Source organism: Streptomyces tropicalis (genome assembly GCF_029269835.1).
GTDB lineage: Bacteria > Actinomycetota > Actinomycetes > Streptomycetales > Streptomycetaceae > Streptomyces > Streptomyces tropicalis.
On sequence record NZ_JARJBB010000024.1, the window covers coordinates 12,272 to 28,237 of the forward strand.

The 15,966-nt window shown below is 72.3% G+C and carries 13 protein-coding genes and 1 pseudogene; 9 read left to right on the forward strand and 5 right to left on the reverse strand.

Annotation, left to right across the window (positions count from 1 at the left end; all coding sequences use genetic code 11):
* The first annotated feature begins 10 nt into the window (after positions 1-10).
* The 6 genes and pseudogenes from P3H78_RS28795 (at position 11) to P3H78_RS28820 (ending at position 6,971) form a co-directional block, all read left to right on the forward strand.
* Positions 11-1,084 carry an agmatine deiminase family protein gene (locus P3H78_RS28795; protein WP_276112107.1) on the forward strand — a complete coding sequence of 358 codons (1,074 nt, stop codon included), beginning with the start codon at positions 11-13 and terminating at the stop codon, positions 1,082-1,084.
* A gap of 50 nt (positions 1,085-1,134) precedes the next feature.
* Positions 1,135-1,692: a TetR/AcrR family transcriptional regulator gene (locus P3H78_RS28800; protein WP_276112150.1), complete on the forward strand. Its 558-nt coding sequence runs from the start codon at positions 1,135-1,137 to the stop codon at positions 1,690-1,692.
* Positions 1,693-1,766: 74 nt separating this feature from the next.
* Positions 1,767-3,068 carry an MFS transporter gene (locus P3H78_RS28805; protein ID WP_276112108.1) on the forward strand — a complete coding sequence of 434 codons (1,302 nt, stop codon included), beginning with the start codon at positions 1,767-1,769 and terminating at the stop codon, positions 3,066-3,068.
* A 281-nt stretch (positions 3,069-3,349) separates the two neighbouring features.
* Positions 3,350-4,954, forward strand: coding sequence for a citramalate synthase (gene cimA / locus P3H78_RS28810; RefSeq protein WP_276112109.1), 1,605 nt, complete (start codon positions 3,350-3,352; stop codon positions 4,952-4,954).
* Between the two features lie 94 nt (positions 4,955-5,048).
* A pseudogene (locus tag P3H78_RS28815) lies at positions 5,049-5,422 on the forward strand (VOC family protein).
* A gap of 142 nt (positions 5,423-5,564) precedes the next feature.
* Positions 5,565-6,971 carry a hypothetical protein gene (locus tag P3H78_RS28820; protein ID WP_276112110.1) on the forward strand — a complete coding sequence of 469 codons (1,407 nt, stop codon included), beginning with the start codon at positions 5,565-5,567 and terminating at the stop codon, positions 6,969-6,971.
* Between the two features lie 129 nt (positions 6,972-7,100).
* Here P3H78_RS28820 and P3H78_RS28825 read toward each other — a convergent pair whose 3' ends face one another.
* Positions 7,101-7,709 carry a YceI family protein gene (locus P3H78_RS28825; protein ID WP_276112111.1) on the reverse strand — a complete coding sequence of 203 codons (609 nt, stop codon included), beginning with the start codon at positions 7,707-7,709 and terminating at the stop codon, positions 7,101-7,103.
* Between the two features lie 259 nt (positions 7,710-7,968).
* Here P3H78_RS28825 and P3H78_RS28830 point away from each other — a divergent pair, with 259 nt between their 5' ends.
* The 3 genes from P3H78_RS28830 (at position 7,969) to P3H78_RS28840 (ending at position 10,673) form a co-directional block, all read left to right on the forward strand.
* Positions 7,969-8,487 carry a hypothetical protein gene (locus tag P3H78_RS28830; RefSeq protein WP_276112112.1) on the forward strand — a complete coding sequence of 173 codons (519 nt, stop codon included), beginning with the start codon at positions 7,969-7,971 and terminating at the stop codon, positions 8,485-8,487.
* Between the two features lie 346 nt (positions 8,488-8,833).
* Positions 8,834-10,417, forward strand: coding sequence for an acyl-CoA carboxylase subunit beta (locus tag P3H78_RS28835; RefSeq protein WP_276112113.1), 1,584 nt, complete (start codon positions 8,834-8,836; stop codon positions 10,415-10,417).
* A gap of 58 nt (positions 10,418-10,475) precedes the next feature.
* Positions 10,476-10,673 carry an acyl-CoA carboxylase subunit epsilon gene (locus tag P3H78_RS28840; protein ID WP_276112114.1) on the forward strand — a complete coding sequence of 66 codons (198 nt, stop codon included), beginning with the start codon at positions 10,476-10,478 and terminating at the stop codon, positions 10,671-10,673.
* A 234-nt stretch (positions 10,674-10,907) separates the two neighbouring features.
* Here the strand turns inward: P3H78_RS28840 and P3H78_RS28845 are convergent, their stop codons facing one another.
* The 4 genes from P3H78_RS28845 to P3H78_RS28860 all read right to left on the reverse strand — a co-directional run bounded on the left by P3H78_RS28845 (position 10,908) and on the right by P3H78_RS28860 (position 15,812).
* Positions 10,908-11,489 carry a GTP-binding protein gene (locus tag P3H78_RS28845; RefSeq protein WP_026248371.1) on the reverse strand — a complete coding sequence of 194 codons (582 nt, stop codon included), beginning with the start codon at positions 11,487-11,489 and terminating at the stop codon, positions 10,908-10,910.
* Positions 11,470-12,042, reverse strand: a complete 573-nt coding sequence (locus P3H78_RS28850) for a DUF742 domain-containing protein (protein WP_276112115.1) — start codon at positions 12,040-12,042, stop codon at positions 11,470-11,472. Before P3H78_RS28850 ends, P3H78_RS28845 begins: the two co-directional genes overlap by 20 nt.
* A gap of 97 nt (positions 12,043-12,139) precedes the next feature.
* The gene (locus tag P3H78_RS28855; protein ID WP_030948713.1) at positions 12,140-12,553 is read right to left on the reverse strand and encodes a roadblock/LC7 domain-containing protein; all 414 of its coding nucleotides are present in this window, start codon (positions 12,551-12,553) and stop codon (positions 12,140-12,142) included.
* A gap of 10 nt (positions 12,554-12,563) precedes the next feature.
* On the reverse strand, positions 12,564-15,812 hold the full coding sequence (locus tag P3H78_RS28860) for a sensor histidine kinase (protein ID WP_276112116.1): 3,249 nt from the start codon (positions 15,810-15,812) through the stop codon (positions 12,564-12,566).
* Between the last annotated feature and the right edge of the window lie 154 nt (positions 15,813-15,966).

The window sequence follows — 15,966 nt, forward strand, 5'->3', positions numbered from 1 at the left end:
CCACGGACCCATGAGCACCCCCGCAGCCGACGGCTTCCGCATGCCACCCGAGTGGGCGCCGCACGAGCGCACCTGGATGGCCTGGCCGGGCCCCAACCCGACCTTCGCCGACCCCGACGACCTCGCCCTGTCGCGTATCGCCTGGGCCTCGGTGGCCCGTGCCGTCCTCCGCTTCGAGCCGGTCACGGTCGTCTGCGGCCCCGGCCAGGCGGCGCAGGCGGAGGCACTGCTCGGCCCCGGCGTCGACACCGTCGAGCGCGAGCTGGACGACGCGTGGATGCGCGACACCGGCCCCACCTTCCTCACCCATCCGAGCGGTGAACTGGCCGCGGTCGACTGGACGTTCAACGGCTGGGGCGCCCAGAGCTGGGCCCGCTGGGAGCACGACGCGAAGATCGCCGGGCATGTCTCGGACCTCGCGGGTGCCCGGACGTACGCCTCCCGGCTGGTCAACGAGGGCGGTGCGATCCACGTGGACGGCGAGGGCACCGTCCTGCTGACCGAGACCGTGCAGCTCGGCCCCGAGCGCAACCCGGGCTGGACCCGGGAGCAGGTGGAGGCGGAGATCCACGCCCACCTCGGCACCCGGAAGGCGATCTGGCTGCCGCGCGGCCTCACCGGCGACTACCCGGCCGCGCCGTCCGGCCGGCCCGGGGGGAGCCCCGGCGGCTTCGGCACCCTCGGGCACGTCGACATCGTCGCCGCGTTCGCCCGCCCCGGCGTCGTCGTCGCCCACCACCAGCCCGACCCGGCCCACCCCGACCACGAGGTCACCCGCGAGACCGTCGGGATCCTGCGGTCCGCGACGGACGCCCGCGGCCGCCCCCTGGAGGTGGTGGAGGTGGCCGCCCCCACCGTGCTGGAGGCCGACGGCCACTGGGCCGACTACTCCTACATCAACCACTACCTGTGCAACGGTGGGGTCGTGCTCTGCGCCTTCGGCGACCCCCGCGACGAGCTCGCGGCCGGCGTCTTCCGCCGCCTGTTCCCCGAGCGGACGGTCGTCCCGGTGGACGCCCGGGCGATCTTCGCGGGCGGTGGCGGCATCCACTGCATCACCCAGCAGCAGCCGAGGACCCGGTGACCCCCGCCCGGACCCCCGCGCCGCCGCGCGAGGAGGTCCTCGCCGCGGCCATGGAGATGATCGCCGAGCGCGGGCTGGAGAAGCTGACCATGGCCGCGCTCGGGCGCGAGGTCGGCATGAGCAGCGGTCACCTGCTGTACTACTTCCGCTCCAAGGACGAACTGCTGCTGCAGACCCTGGAGTGGAGCGAGCGCGGCCTGGGCGCCGAGCGCGGCCGCCTGCTCACCCGCACCGCCCCCGCCCGCGAGCGCCTGGACGCCTACGTCGGGCTGTACGTCCCCGACGGGCACCGCGACCCGCACTGGACGCTCTGGCTGGAGGTCTGGAACCGCTCGAAGAACGCCGCCGACGACGCCCGCGACCGGCAGGTCGCCATCGAGGGCGCCTGGCACCGCGACCTGGCCGCCCTGGTCGCCGAGGGCGTCTCCCGCGGCGAGTTCCGCGCCGTGGACGCCGACCGCTTCGCCACCCGGCTGCGGGCGCTCCTGGACGGCTTCTCCATCCACGTGGCGATCGGGCTGCGCGGCACCGGCCGGGCGCAGGTCCTCGCCCATGTACGGGAGTTCCTCGACGAGTCGCTGGCCGCCGGCGGCGGCCCGCCGGACTGAATCGGCGCCAAGTACCCGCGGGGCAGGGCCGGTCGGGGTGCGTCGCGGGCGTCCTCGCGGGGCAGACAGGGCTCATGGGACGACAGCACTGGAAGCGGATCTGGATCGGCTCGGCCGGCAACATGGTGGAGTGGTACGACTGGTTCGTCTACGCCAGCTTCGCCACCTACTTCGCCGGGGCCTTCTTCCCGGACGGCAACCCGACCGCCCAACTCATGAACACCGCGGGCATCTTCGCGGTCGGCTTCTTCATGCGCCCGGTCGGCGGCTGGCTCCTCGGCCGGGTCGGCGACCGCCGGGGACGCAAGGCCGCGCTCACCCTGACGGTCTCGCTGATGTCCGCCTCCGCCGTCCTCATCGCCATCGCCCCGACCTACGCCGTCGCCGGATACGGCGGGGCCCTGGTGCTGCTGCTCGCCCGGCTGCTCCAGGGGCTGTCGGTGGGCGGCGAGTACGCGGCCAGCGCCACCTACCTCACCGAGGCCTCCGACCCGCGCCGCCGCGGCTTCGCCTCCAGCTTCCAGTACGTGTCGATGACCGCGGGCCAGATCGTCGGCCTCGGCCTGCAGATCCTGCTCCAGCGCACGCTGTCCGACGCCGCGCTGCACTCCTACGGCTGGCGCATCCCCTTCGTCATCGGCGCGCTCGGCGCCGCCGTCGTCTTCTACCTGCGGCGCAGCATGCTGGAGACCGAGGTGTACGAGGCCGACGCCACCGGGGGCGAGGAGCGCGGCACGCTGCGCGCGCTGTGGCGGCACAAGCGGGAGGCGTTCCTGGTGGTCGCCCTGACCATGGGCGGCACCGTCGCGTACTACACGTACACCACCTACCTGACGAAGTACCTGTCGAACTCCGCGGGCCTGCCCAAGCAGACCGCGACCCTGGTGTCCTTCACCGCCCTGATCGTCTTCGCCTGCCTCCAGCCCCTCGCGGGCCGGCTCTCCGACCGGATCGGGCGCCGTCCGCTGCTGATCACCTTCGCCGTCGGCTCGACCCTGCTCACCGTGCCGGTGATGACCCTGCTGGGACGGGCGGACGGTTTCTGGCCCGCCCTCGGCCTGTCCCTGCTCGCGCTGGTCGTCGTCACCGGCTACACCTCCATCAACGCCTGCGTGAAGGCGGAGCTGTTCCCCACGGGCGTGCGCGCCCTCGGCGTGGCCCTGCCCTACGCGCTGGCCAACGCGCTCTTCGGCGGCACCGCCGAGTACGTGGCCCTGTGGTTCAAGAACGCGGGCGCCGAGTCCGGCTTCTTCTGGTACGTGGCCGCCTGCGCGGCGGTGTCGCTGGTCGTGTACGTCTCCATGCGCGAGACGCGGGACCTGGACCTGACCCGGGTGGAGGAGGCCGAGTCGTCCAGGCTGACGCCCGCATCCTGAGACGGCGGTGAGCGGGGGGCGGGACTGTGCCAAACTGCCCCCATGCTCTCGTTGGCCATGATTATGGACAGCAGGCGCGCCGGTCCGCAGTGACCGCCACGTACGACCCGGTACGGGCGGCCATCGTCGTCCTCGACCCGCGCGCAGACCTCTCGCACCCGCGAGGGGTCTTTCGTTTTCCTGGCCCACCTTCAGCCGGGGGCGCAGCGCGAGGGAGGATGGGGGGACGGTGGAGCCGGTCATTCCGGTAAGACCGAGATCCACAACAGGAGCCCAGGACCATGACCGCAACCAGTCGTCCGGACGATTCGTTCCACGTCTTCGACACCACTCTGCGCGACGGTGCCCAGCGCGAGGGAATCAACCTCACCGTCGCCGACAAGCTGGCCATCGCACGGCACCTGGACGACTTCGGCGTGGGATTCATCGAGGGCGGCTGGCCCGGTGCCAACCCGCGGGACACCGAGTTCTTCGCCCGCGCCCGGGCGGAGATCGAGTTCCGTCACGCGCAGCTCGTCGCCTTCGGCGCCACCCGCCGCCCCGGTGCCAGGGCCGAGGACGACCCGCAGGTCAGGGCGCTGCTGGAGTCCGGCGCCCCGGTGATCACCCTGGTGGCGAAGTCCCACGACCGGCATGTGGAGCTCGCGCTGCGCACCACGCTGGAGGAGAACCTGGAGATGGTCCGCGACACCGTCGCCCACCTCCGCTCCCGGGGCCGCCGGGTCTTCGTCGACTGCGAGCACTTCTTCGACGGCTACCGGGCCAACCCCGAGTACGCCAAGGCCGTCGTCACGGCGGCCGCGCAGGCCGGCGCCGACGTGGTCGTGCTCTGCGACACCAATGGCGGCATGCTCCCCGCCCAGATCCAGGCCGTGGTCTCCACCGTCCTCGCGGACACCGGCGCCCGCCTCGGCATCCACGCCCAGGACGACACCGGCTGCGCGGTCGCCAACACCCTCGCCGCGGTGGACGCCGGCGCCACCCACGTGCAGTGCACCGCCAACGGCTACGGCGAGCGGGTCGGCAACGCCAACCTGTTCCCGGTCGTCGCGGCCCTGGAACTGAAGTACGGCCGGCCGGTCCTGCCCGAGGGACGCCTGAGCGAGATGACCCGCATCTCCCACGCCATCGCCGAGGTCGTCAACCTGACGCCCTCCACCCACCAGCCCTACGTGGGCGTCTCCGCCTTCGCGCACAAGGCCGGACTGCACGCCTCCGCCATCAAGGTCGACCCGGACCTGTACCAGCACATCGCCCCCGAGCAGGTCGGCAACACCATGCGCATGCTCGTCTCCGACATGGCGGGCCGCGCGTCGATCGAGTTGAAGGGCAAGGAGCTCGGCATCGACCTCGGCGGCGACCGCGCGCTGGTCGGCCGGGTCGTGGAGCGCGTCAAGGAGCGCGAGCTGCAGGGCTACACCTACGAGGCCGCGGACGCCAGCTTCGAGCTGCTGCTGCGCGCCGAGGCCGAGGGCCGGCCGCTGAAGTACTTCGAGGTGGAGTCCTGGCGGGCGATCGTCGAGGACCGCCCCGACGGCACCCACGCCAACGAGGCGACGGTCAAGCTGTGGGCCAAGAGCGAGCGCATCGTCGCCACCGCCGAGGGCAACGGACCGGTCAACGCCCTGGACCGGTCCCTGCGGGTGGCCCTGGAGAAGATCTATCCGCAGCTCGCCGCCCTCGAACTGGTCGACTACAAGGTCCGCATCCTGGAGGGCAAGCACGGCACCCAGTCCACGACCCGGGTCCTCATCTCCACCTCGGACGGCAAGGGCGAGTGGTCCACCGTGGGCGTGGCCGAGAACGTCATCGCCGCCTCCTGGCAGGCACTGGAGGACGCCTACACCTACGGCCTGCTGCGGGCGGGCGTCCAGCCGGCGGAGTGACGCGGGCGAGCCGCGCGGGCGGTCCCCGGGGCACAGCGGGCCCACGGACACACGGCACGGTACCGGCCCCGCGCCCGCCCGCGTGGCGACCCGGATGCCCGCACCGGATCCGGACCGGGCCCGGCGCTTCCACGCCGAGAAGCTCGGCCCGCACCCGGCCGACGAGCGGCCCGGCGGGCTGCCGCACCGCTGCGCGGGCGTCGACCTCGTCGTCCTCCGGTCCACGGGGCCTCGCACGGCACGTTCACCCGGACGGCGTTCCGGGCCGACGGCGTCGCGGCGGTCGCCGGCGAGCTGCGGCGGTGCGGGGTCGCCTTCGAGACGGTCGACGCCCCCGGCCTCCGCACCCGGGAGGGCATCGCCGAGATCGAGGGCGACCACCCGGGCACGGGCGCCCGCGGGGAGCGCGGCGCCCGGTTCCGCGACAGTGAGGGCGACCTCCTCGGCGTCGGAGGGCCGACCGCGTAGGGCCCGCCCGCCGCGGGCCGCCGCCCGCGCCCGACGCGCAGTCCCGGGTCCGGGGGAGCGGGGCTCGCGCGCGGTTCCCCCGGGGGACCGGGGGCCTCGCGCGCGGCGGTCGCGGGTGTGCGGCTTCGGGTAGCGTCGAACCATGAAGGCCGTCGCCCTCACCCAGGACCTTCGCCGGCTGCCGGCCGTGCTCGTGGCCGCGCTGTTCGCCGCGCTCGCCGTCCTCGCCGGACCGGCCGCCGCCGCGCCGCGGACCCCCGTGGCCCCCGGTCCCACGGCAGCCGCGGCGGCCTCGTTCACGAGCGTGTCCACGGTCGCCGACGCGCTGCGCAGGAACCCCGTCTACGTCGACCCGGCCGCGTCCGGACAGCTGTCCGCGGCCGACGCCGACGCCCTCACCCGGCAGATCAGGGACGCCGGCAAGCCCCTGTTCGTCGCGGTCCTCCCGGCCGGCTACCCGACCCGGAACCTCTTCGTCGACCTGCGCACCGCCACCGGCGTCACCGGCCTGTACGCCGTCCGCCTCGGCGACCGCTTCGACGCCCGCGCGGACTCCGCGGTGATGCCGCGCACCGCCGTGCAGAACCTCGTCACCAGCGTGCAGGGCGAGGGCGCCAAGGCCCAGCTCACCGACTTCACCCGGCGCGCCCTGCCCACCCTGCGCGGGTCCGCGCCGGCGTCCTGGGGCGGCGCCTCCGGCCAGGGCAGCGGCATGTCGACCACCGCCCTGGTCGTCACCGGGGCCGTCCTGGTCGCGGGCGGCGCCGGCGTCTACGCGCTCGTGCGGCGCAACCGCTCCCGCCGCGAGGCCGGGCAGCGCGCCGCGCTGGAACGGCTGCGGGTGGTCGTCGACGAGGACATCACGGCCTTCGGCGAGGAACTGGACCGCCTGGACTTCCATCCCGCGGAGGCGGGCGCCGACGACGCGATGCGCGCCGACTACGAACGTGCCCTGGACGCCTACGAGCAGGCCAAGCAGTACATGGCCGACGCCCGCCGGCCCGAGGACGTGCGCGCCGTCACCCAGGCCCTGGAGGACGGCCGCTTCTCCCTCGCCCTGCTCGCCGCCCGGCGCGAGGGCAGGCCCCTGCCGGAACGCCGGCCGCCCTGCTTCTTCGACCCCCGGCACGGCCCCTCGGTCGCCGACGCCACCTGGACGCCGCCGGGCGGCGCGCCCCGCGAGGTCCCGGTGTGCGCGGCCGACCGGACCCGGCTGGCCGAGGGCCTGGAACCGGCGGTCCGCGAGGTCGACACGCGGGAGGGCCGCCGCCCCTACTGGGACGCGGGCCCTGCCTACGGCCCCTGGGCGGGCGGCTACTTCGGCGGCGGCATCCTCCCCGGACTGCTGGTCGGCACCTTCCTCGGCAGCGCCATGGCGACCCCGTCCTACGGCGCCGACTTCGGCACCGGCTACGGCGACTTCGGCGGCCACGAGGGCGGCGACGTCTCGGGCGCCGACTTCGACCCGGCCGACTTCGGCGGCGGCTTCGGGGACGGAGGATTCGGCGACGGAGGCGGGGGCGGCGGGGACTTCGGCGGCGGCTTCTGAGCGTTGCGGCCCGCGCCGCCCGCGCCCGCCGTCCCACCACGGCCGGCCGCGTGCCCGGCGCCTGCCGCCCGCCCCGTGGCCGGCGCCCGCCCTGCCGCTCCGGTCTCCCCGTGCCGCGGGCGCCGGGTGTCAGGCGTTCCTGATCGCCGAGACGTCGAAGTTCAGCTTGATCTTGTCGGAGACCAGGACGCCACCCGTCTCCAGGGCCGCGTTCCAGGTCAGGCCCCAGTCGGAGCGGAGGATCTCGGCCTTGCCCTCGAAGCCGACGCGCTCGTTGCCGAAGGGGTCCTTCGCGGCGCCGTTGAACTCGAGGTCGATGGTGAGGGGCCTGGTGACGCCGAGGATGGTCAGGTCTCCGGTGACGCGATAGTCGTCGCCGCCGAGGGACTCCGCCGCGGTGGAGCGGAAGGTCATGGCGGGGAACTCCTCCGTGCGGAAGAAGTCCGCGCTCTTCAGGTGCCCGTCGCGGTCCGCGGAGCCGGTGTCGATGCTGTCCATGGCGATGTCGAGGACCGCGGTGGACCGGGCGGGGTCGGAGCCGTCCAGGTGCAGGCTGCCGGTGAACTCCTGGAACGAGCCCTTCACGTTGGTCACCATCGCGTGCCGTGCCACGAAGCCGAGCGTGGAGTGCGCCGGGTCGATGGTGTAGTCGCCGGTCAGGGCGGCGAGGTCCGGGGTGACGGGGGCGGGGGTGGCGGTGGTCGCGGCGGTGTCGTTCTTGCGGCCGAAGATGCCCATGACGTGCTCCTTGGAATCGGGATCGACGCACGGCCGGAGGCGCGACGCCGAGTAAGTTGAATGTTCAACGAGTTCAACAGGGGCGACGGTAGTCCTATTCCGTTCGACTTTCAACTTCATTCGCCGTGCAGTCCGATCGTGACACGCAGTGATCGTGTCCGCCCCCTTCCGGACGCGCGTAGACCTCGTGCACCATCTCCCTGCACCACCTGCACAGCCGCCCCGCAGCAGCCCCGGCCCACCGCAGGAAAGGCTCCCCATGCAGCAGACCGCCCGGATCACCAAGGCCCGCGCCGCGCTGACCGCTCTCGCCCTCCTCGTCGCTCCCGGAGTCGCCGTCCTCGGCACCGCGACCGACGCATTCGCCGTCACCAAGATCACCCAAGCCACCGCGAGCTCGATGTTCAGCCAGGTCGGCATCACCTGGTCCTCCTCCGGCAACTGCTCCGACCGGAACAACTCCACCTGCACGTCCTTCGACCAGCTCAACCTCGCCACCGCCCAGGGGGCCCAGACGCTCAAGCGCGCCACCGGCTGCGCGCTGAACATCACCGGCGGCACCGAGACGGGGCACGCCAGCGGGACGTACTCGCACTGGAACGGCTACAAGCTCGACTACAGCAAGAACTCCTGCGTCACCGGCTACATCCAGAACACCTTCACCTACATCGGCCTGCGCGGCGACGGCGCTCCGCAGTACCAGTCCGGCTCCGGCAACATCTACGCCGACGAGGGCACCCACTGGGACGTCCTCTACTACAACTGCGGCGGCTGCTGACCCCGGGCCGCACCGCCCGCCGGTCCACCCGCCCGTACCCGCCCGCCGTCCCCGGGCGGGTACGGTGGGGCGCGTCCGCCGGTACGCGCCGGCGATCACCCCCGGGGACTCCCGGCAGGCCGCCGTCCGAGTCCGCCCGTCACTCCGGCGATGGCATCCGCCGCCCTCGAATGTGACGCGACCGACGGCCCCCAGCTTTGTGCGGTCCCTACAGCGGCGAGGCCCTCTGAGCAGTCGGAAAGGCTGCAGGCGCCCATGGTTCTGTTCACTCGTACCAGGAAAACGGTCCGGAGACTGTACGGAGTCGACGGCTCGCTTTCCTTGGAGTCCTTCGTATGGTCGCTACATGACCGTTTTGGAAGAGACGACGGGTGAGCCGACGGACGCGCGTGGGCGGGTCGCCGAGCTGCACGACATCCGTGCGCAGGCCGTGGCGGGCCCCAGCGAGAAGGCGACCGCGGCGCAGCACGCCAAGGGCAAGCTGACCGCGCGGGAGCGGATCGAGCTGCTCCTGGACCCCGGCACCTTCCAGGAGGTCGAGCAGCTGCGCCGGCACCGGGCCTCCGGGTTCGGCCTGGAGGCCAAGAAGCCGTACACCGACGGTGTGGTCACCGGCTGGGGCACGGTCGAGGGCCGCACGGTCTTCGTCTACGCGCACGACTTCCGGATCTTCGGCGGCGCGCTGGGCGAGGCCCACGCCACGAAGATCCACAAGATCATGGACATGGCCATCGCGGCCGGCGCGCCGCTGGTGTCGCTGAACGACGGCGCCGGCGCCCGGATCCAGGAGGGCGTGTCGGCGCTCGCCGGGTACGGCGGCATCTTCCAGCGCAACACCAAGGCCTCGGGCGTCATCCCGCAGATCAGTGTGATGCTCGGTCCGTGCGCGGGCGGTGCGGCCTACAGCCCCGCCCTGACGGACTTCGTGTTCATGGTCCGTGAGACCTCGCAGATGTTCATCACGGGCCCGGACGTGGTCAAGGCGGTCACGGGCGAGGAGATCACGCAGAACGGGCTGGGCGGCGCCGACGTGCACGCCGAGACCTCCGGCGTGTGCCACTTCGCCTACGACGACGAGGAGACGTGCATCGCCGAGGTGCGCTACCTGTTGTCGCTGCTGCCGCAGAACAACCGGGAGAACCCGCCGCGCACGGAGTGCTCCGACCCGGCCGACCGCCGCTCGGACGCCCTGCTCGACCTGGTCCCGGCGGACGGCAACCGGCCGTACGACATGACCAAGGTCATCGAGGAGATCGTCGACGACGGGGAGTACCTCGAGGTCCACGAGCGCTGGGCGCGGAACATCATCTGCGCGCTGGCCCGCCTGGACGGCGAGGCGGTGGGCATCATCGCCAACCAGCCGCAGGTGCTGGCCGGCGTGCTGGACATCGAGGCCAGCGAGAAGGCCGCGCGCTTCGTGCAGATGTGCGACGCCTTCAACATCCCGATCGTGACCCTGCTGGACGTCCCGGGCTTCCTGCCCGGTGTCGACCAGGAGCACGGCGGGATCATCCGGCACGGTGCCAAGCTGCTGTACGCGTACTGCAACGCGACCGTGCCGCGGATCTCCCTCATCCTGCGCAAGGCGTACGGCGGTGCCTACATCGTGATGGACAGCCAGTCCATCGGTGCCGACCTCACCTACGCGTGGCCCACGAACGAGATCGCGGTGATGGGCGCCGAGGGCGCGGCCAACGTCATCTTCCGCCGCCAGATCGCCGAGGCCGGGGACCCCGAGGCCATGCGGCAGAAGATGGTCAAGGAGTACAAGGCCGAGCTGATGCACCCGTACTACGCGGCGGAGCGCGGCCTGGTCGACGACGTGATTGACCCGGCCGAGACCCGTGAGGTCCTGGTGAAGTCCCTGGCGATGCTGCACAGCAAGCACGCCGACCTGCCCTCCCGCAAGCACGGCAACCCGCCGCAGTAACCGGGCGGACGTACCGCGGCAACCCCGCGGACCCCTCATCCACGGAGACTTGAGACTCATGGACAACGTCGACATCCGCGTCGAGAAGGGCCACGCCGGGCCCGAGGAAGTGGCCGCCATCACGGCCGTCCTCCTGGCCCGCGCGGCGGCCCGCCCCGCCGACACCACCCCGGCCCACCGTGGCCGCCCCAAGGCAGGCTGGCGCCGCCTGGAGCGCGAGAACGGCTTCCGCGCCCCGCACAGCTGGCACGGCTGAGCCGGCCGGCCCGGCGGCCGCAGACACGGGTGAAGGGCCCCTCCGACGGAGGGGCCCTTCACCCTTTCGTGCGTCCCGCTGGGTGTCCCTCTGCGCTTCCCCCGTGCGGCCTCCGTATCGACCGGGTCCGGGCCCCCGGCTCCCCGGGCACGGGCCCGCGCACGACGGGCGGCCCCTCCCGATGGGGAGGGGCCGCCCGTGGGTGCAGCGGTCGCGGTGGCCGCCCGGTGCCGGCTAGCGCAGCCGTGCCATCAGGGCGTGCTCGACCAGCGTGATCAGTGCGGACTTGGCGTCCGCGCGGTGCCGCGCGTCGGTCGTGATGATCGGGGTGTCGGGGCCGATCTGCAGCGCCTCGCGGACCTCGTCCGGGTTGTACGGCTGGTTGCCGTCGAAGCCGTTCAGGGCGATGACGAAGGGCAGGCCGCTGTTCTCGAAGTAGTCGACGGCGGGGAAGCAGTCGGCGAGGCGTCTGGTGTCGACCAGGACGATCGCGCCGATGGCGCCGCGTACGAGGTCGTCCCACATGAACCAGAAGCGGTCCTGGCCCGGGGTACCGAAGAGGTACAGGATCAGGTCCTGGTCGAGCGTGATGCGGCCGAAGTCCATGGCGACCGTGGTGGTCGTCTTGTCCCCGGTGTGGGTGAGGTCGTCGATGCCTGCCGAAGCAGACGTCATGACGGCCTCCGTGCGCAGCGGGTTGATCTCCGAGACGGCGCCGACGAACGTGGTCTTGCCCACGCCGAAGCCGCCCGCCACCACGATCTTCGCGGAGGTGGTGGAGCGGGAAGGACCGCCGCTAGAGCTTGCGAAGTCCACTGAGCACCCTTTCGAGCAGTGTCACGTCTGGCTGGCCACCGGCGTTCTCGTCGCCGCCGGGCTGATGGATGGCGACCAGGCCCGCCTCCGCCAAGTCGGCGACGAGGATCCTGGCCACGCCGAGAGGGATCGTCAGCAGGGCCGATACCTCGGCCACCGACTTGATCTCGCGGCAGAGAGTGCAGATCCGCTGATGCTCGGGCAGCTGGCCCTGCATCTGGTGCGGCTGCGCGGTGGTGTGCACCAGCGCCTCGATGGCGAGCTGGTAGCGGGGCCGGGTCCGGCCGCCCGTCATGGCGTACGGGCGCACCAGGGGGTTGTTCGACGCCCCGGCGGGCGCCGGCTCGGGGGCACGTCGTTGCGGCTGCACCGGCTGGATGCGCGGCGCCGGCGGCTGGTCGTACGGCGACGGGCCGGGGCCCTGCGGCGCGTACGGCTGCCGGTGGCTCGGGGCGGAGGGGAAGTTGTACCGGTTCGCCGAACCGTCGCCCTGGCCCTGGGCAGGGCCGTAGGACCAGTTGCCCGAAGACGAACTGCCTGGGGGTGTTGCCACTTTTTCTCCTCCTCCGAATGCGCCGGGCACCCAACCCTGTGGAAGCCGCGTCCCGAAACCTTACGGCCCCGGGACGCCAAAACGCACCGTCCGTCTGTTAGTTGAGAAGGCTGCCCTGGAGCTCCGCACGGAGATCCGGGGTGAGGACCGTGCCGGCACGATCCACCAGAAGGGCCATCTCGTACCCAATGAGGCCGATGTCCGCCTCGGGGTGTGCCAGAACCGCGAGCGACGAACCGTCGGAGATGGACATGAGGAAGAGGAATCCCCGCTCCATCTCCACAACTGTCTGGTTCACACTGCCGCCCTCGAAGATGCGCGAGGCACCGGCGGTCAGTGAGGTCAGACCGGAGGCGACGGCCGCGAGCTGGTCGGCACGGTCGCGGGGAAAGCCTTCGGACATCGCCAGAAGGAGTCCGTCGGCGGAGACCACCACGGTGTGGGACACCCCGGGGGTGTTGTCCACGAAGTTGGTGATCAACCAGTTCAGGTTCTGCGCCGCCTGGCTCATCGGGCTCACACTAACGCTCCTGGTTGTAGGTGCTGTCAGGACCGAAGCCCTGGCCGTTCTTGTCACTTCCTGCACTGCGTCCCCGCTGGACACCGCGGCGCAGGTTGCTCAGCCTGCCCCGGACGTCCTCGGGGGCGCGGGAGACCTGGGGGCCGCCCTGCGGGGTCGTTTCCGCGGCACCCTCGACCAGATTGGCCTTGGGCACCCGCCTCGGCAGGCCGGAGGAGGTCACTCCGCCCGCCTTCGGCTTGCGGAGCTGCGAGGCCTGCTGCCAGCGGTCGTCGTTCGCCGAACGCCAGCCGTCGCCGTTGGACTCCGCCGGCTCGGCCGGGGCCTCCTGGCTCGCGGGCCGGGCACCGTCGGTGCCGCTCGCCGCCGATCCGCGACGGGGCAGCCCGGCGTCGGTCAGGCCGTGGGCGGCGGAGGGAGCCTTACCCGGACGGTCGAAGCCTACGCGCTCCGGCTCGGTCACGTCAGCGGCCTGCGCGGATTCCGCTTCCGGAGCGTACTGGTCCGGGTAGCCGTTGCGGTAGGCGTCCTGCTGCGGCCAGTCGTCCTGGTAGGCCTGCTCCTGGAAGCCGCCGTACGTCTCGGCCGGGGCGGGACGGCCCGCCGCGTGCTCGTCCTGCGCGGGCTCCGCATAGGAGGGTTCGGGGTAGCCGCCGCCCTGCGGGTAGCCGTTCGCCCGGGACGCGCCGCCGCCGGATGCGAAGAACTGGTCGTCGTACGACGTCCGGCCCGGCTCCGCGTAGCCCCGCTGCTCCTGCTCGCCGTACGTCTGCTGCTGCGCGCCGTACGACGTCTGCGGGTCGTACCCGGCGCCCTGCTCGGGGTAGGCCGTCTGCCCGGTGTCGTAGGACGCGCGGCCGGCCGGCTCGTCGGCGTACGCGGGGATCTCGGAGGTCTCCGGGCCCGCCTGCGGGTCGTGGGACTGGGCCTCCAGCGCGGCCCGCCGCCCCTCGCGCATCAGCGACCGGCCGACGGGGTCCAGGTCACGGAGGTCGTCGGGGACCTCGGTGTAGCGGCTGTCGTCGAAGCCGAGCTCCGCGGCCGTGCGCAGCGGCGGCTGCTGGGTGAAGCTCTCGCCCTCGAACCGCTGCTCCGGGATGATCTGCGACACCGTGAACTCGTCGCGGTCCAGCGCCTGCTCGCCGCCACCGCCGTGGGTGATCGCGTCCGGCAGCATGACCAGCGAGGTCGTGCCGGCCTGCTCGCCGGAGGGGCGCAGCTGGACGCGGATGCCGTGCCGGTCGGCGAGGCGGCCGACCACGAACAGGCCCATGCGCTGGGAGATCGCCACGTCCACGGTGGGCGGGTTGGCGAGCTTGTGGTTGATGTCCGCGAAGTCCTCGGCGGTCAGGCCGATGCCCTTGTCGTGGATCTCGATCATGACCCGGCCGTCGGGCAGCCGGGTGGCGGTCACGCGGACCTTGGTCTGCGGGGAGGAGAACGTGGTGGCGTTCTCCAGCAGCTCGGCCAGCAGGTGCACGAGGTCGGTCACGGCGCGGCCGTGGATCTCGGCCTCGGGGACACCGGAGAGCTCGATGCGCTCGTACTGCTCCACCTCGGAGGAGGCGGCGCGCAGCACGTCGACCAGCGGGACCGGCTGGTCCCAGCGGCGGCCGGGCTCCTCGCCCGCGAGGACCAGGAGGTTCTCGCCGTTGCGGCGCATACGGGTGGCCAGGTGGTCCAGGCGGAAGAGGTTCTCCAGCTGGTCCGGGTCGGCCTCGTTGTTCTCCAGGTCGGTGATGAGGGTCAGCTGGCCCTCGATCAGCGACTGGTTGCGGCGCGACAGGTTGGTGAAGATCGCGTTGATGTTGCCCCGCAGCAGGGCCTGCTCGGCGGCGAGCCGGACGGCCTCGCGGTGGACCTGGTCGAAGGCGCGGGCGACTTCGCCGATCTCGTCGGTCGAGGCGATCGGGATCGGTGCCACCCGGGTGTCGACCCGGCCCGGGTCGGTGCGCGAGAGCTGGTCGACCAGCATCGGCAGGCGCTGCTCGGCGATGCCGAAGGCGGCGTTGCGCAGCTGGCGCATGGAGCGGCTCATCTGGCGGGCGACCAGCCCGGCCAGGACGAAGGCGGCGAGCAGGGCGACCAGGACGACCGCACCGGTGACGAACGTCGACTGCTGGGCGTCGTCGGCGATGCCGGCGGCCTCGTTCACCGCACGGTCCGACATGGTCGACTCGATCTTGCGGTACGCGTCGAACCTGAGGGTGTTGGCAGCCCACCAGTTCTGCGGGGTGATGCCCTTCTGGGCCAGCACGGCGCGCTCGGCGCTGCTCGTGCCGTGCAGAGTGGCGAGCGCCGTGACCATCTTCTGCGGGTCGGACGGCGGCGGGATGTAGGTCGGGTCCTTCGCCCTGGCCTGCTGGGCCATCGCCATGCCGTCGGTCTGGACCTTCTTCATGGCCGCGGCGAGGTTGTCGGCGTCGGCCTGGGTGCCGCCGCCGAGGTACTCCTCGGAGGCGATGCCTTCCAGGTAGGCGTACGAGGCGAGGGCGGTGCGCTGGCTGGCCAGGTTCGGGACGTCGGGGCCCGGCTTGACCAGCAGGTGCATGCCGATCGAGCGCTCCAGCGACAGGGCCGCCTTGGTGAGCGAGATGGCGTAGACCGTACGGCCGTAGGAGGTGATGTTGCCGGTGCCCAGGCCGAGCTCGTTGGCGAACTCCATCAGGGGGTGGGCGACCTTGACGTAGCCCTCCTCCGTCTGCACGCCGGTCAGCTTGGAGCTGTAGGCGGCGGCACGCAGCTGCGCCAGCGTCGGTTCGACCTCGCGGAACAGCTTCAGCCGACGCTGCAGGCCGGGCGTCTGCGGCATGCTCTGCGCGGCCTGGTCGAAGTTCTGCGCGGCCTCGTCGGTCAGCTTGCGGACCTGGACCACGGTCGTGTCGTTCGCGCCCTTGCCCTGGAGGAGGGGAGCGGCGCTGACGTCGCGCTCGTTGTAGAGGGCGTTGGCGTAGCTCAGCGAGGCCTGCACCAGGCGTGCCGTGGACTCGGCGTCCTGGGCGGCCTGCCAGGTGTCGATCGAGCTCTTCACCTGGAAGCCGCCCATGATCAGGCCGACCAGCACGGGAATGAGCAGGATCGCGTTCAGTCGCGTCGGCACCCGCCAGTTGCGGGGGGAGAAACGCCCGCCGCTGGGAGCGGGGACGGCTGCCGGCTCCGAACCCGGCACGGATGCGGGCGCCGCACCGCGCGGCGGCGGGGTGAAGTTGCCCCGGGCCGACGGCTCGGGGCCGTTCTTGCTTCGCCTCACTCGACCAACAACCTCTCGGCGGCCGGCACCTACGTTGTGCCGCAGTGTCTCAGAGCCCAGTACGCCTCGACTGATGAGTACGTCTTTGACTATTGGGCAGTTCAGGCATTCCAGCACGTCAGCCAGTGCACTTCCAAACAGTGGAAACCGCTGA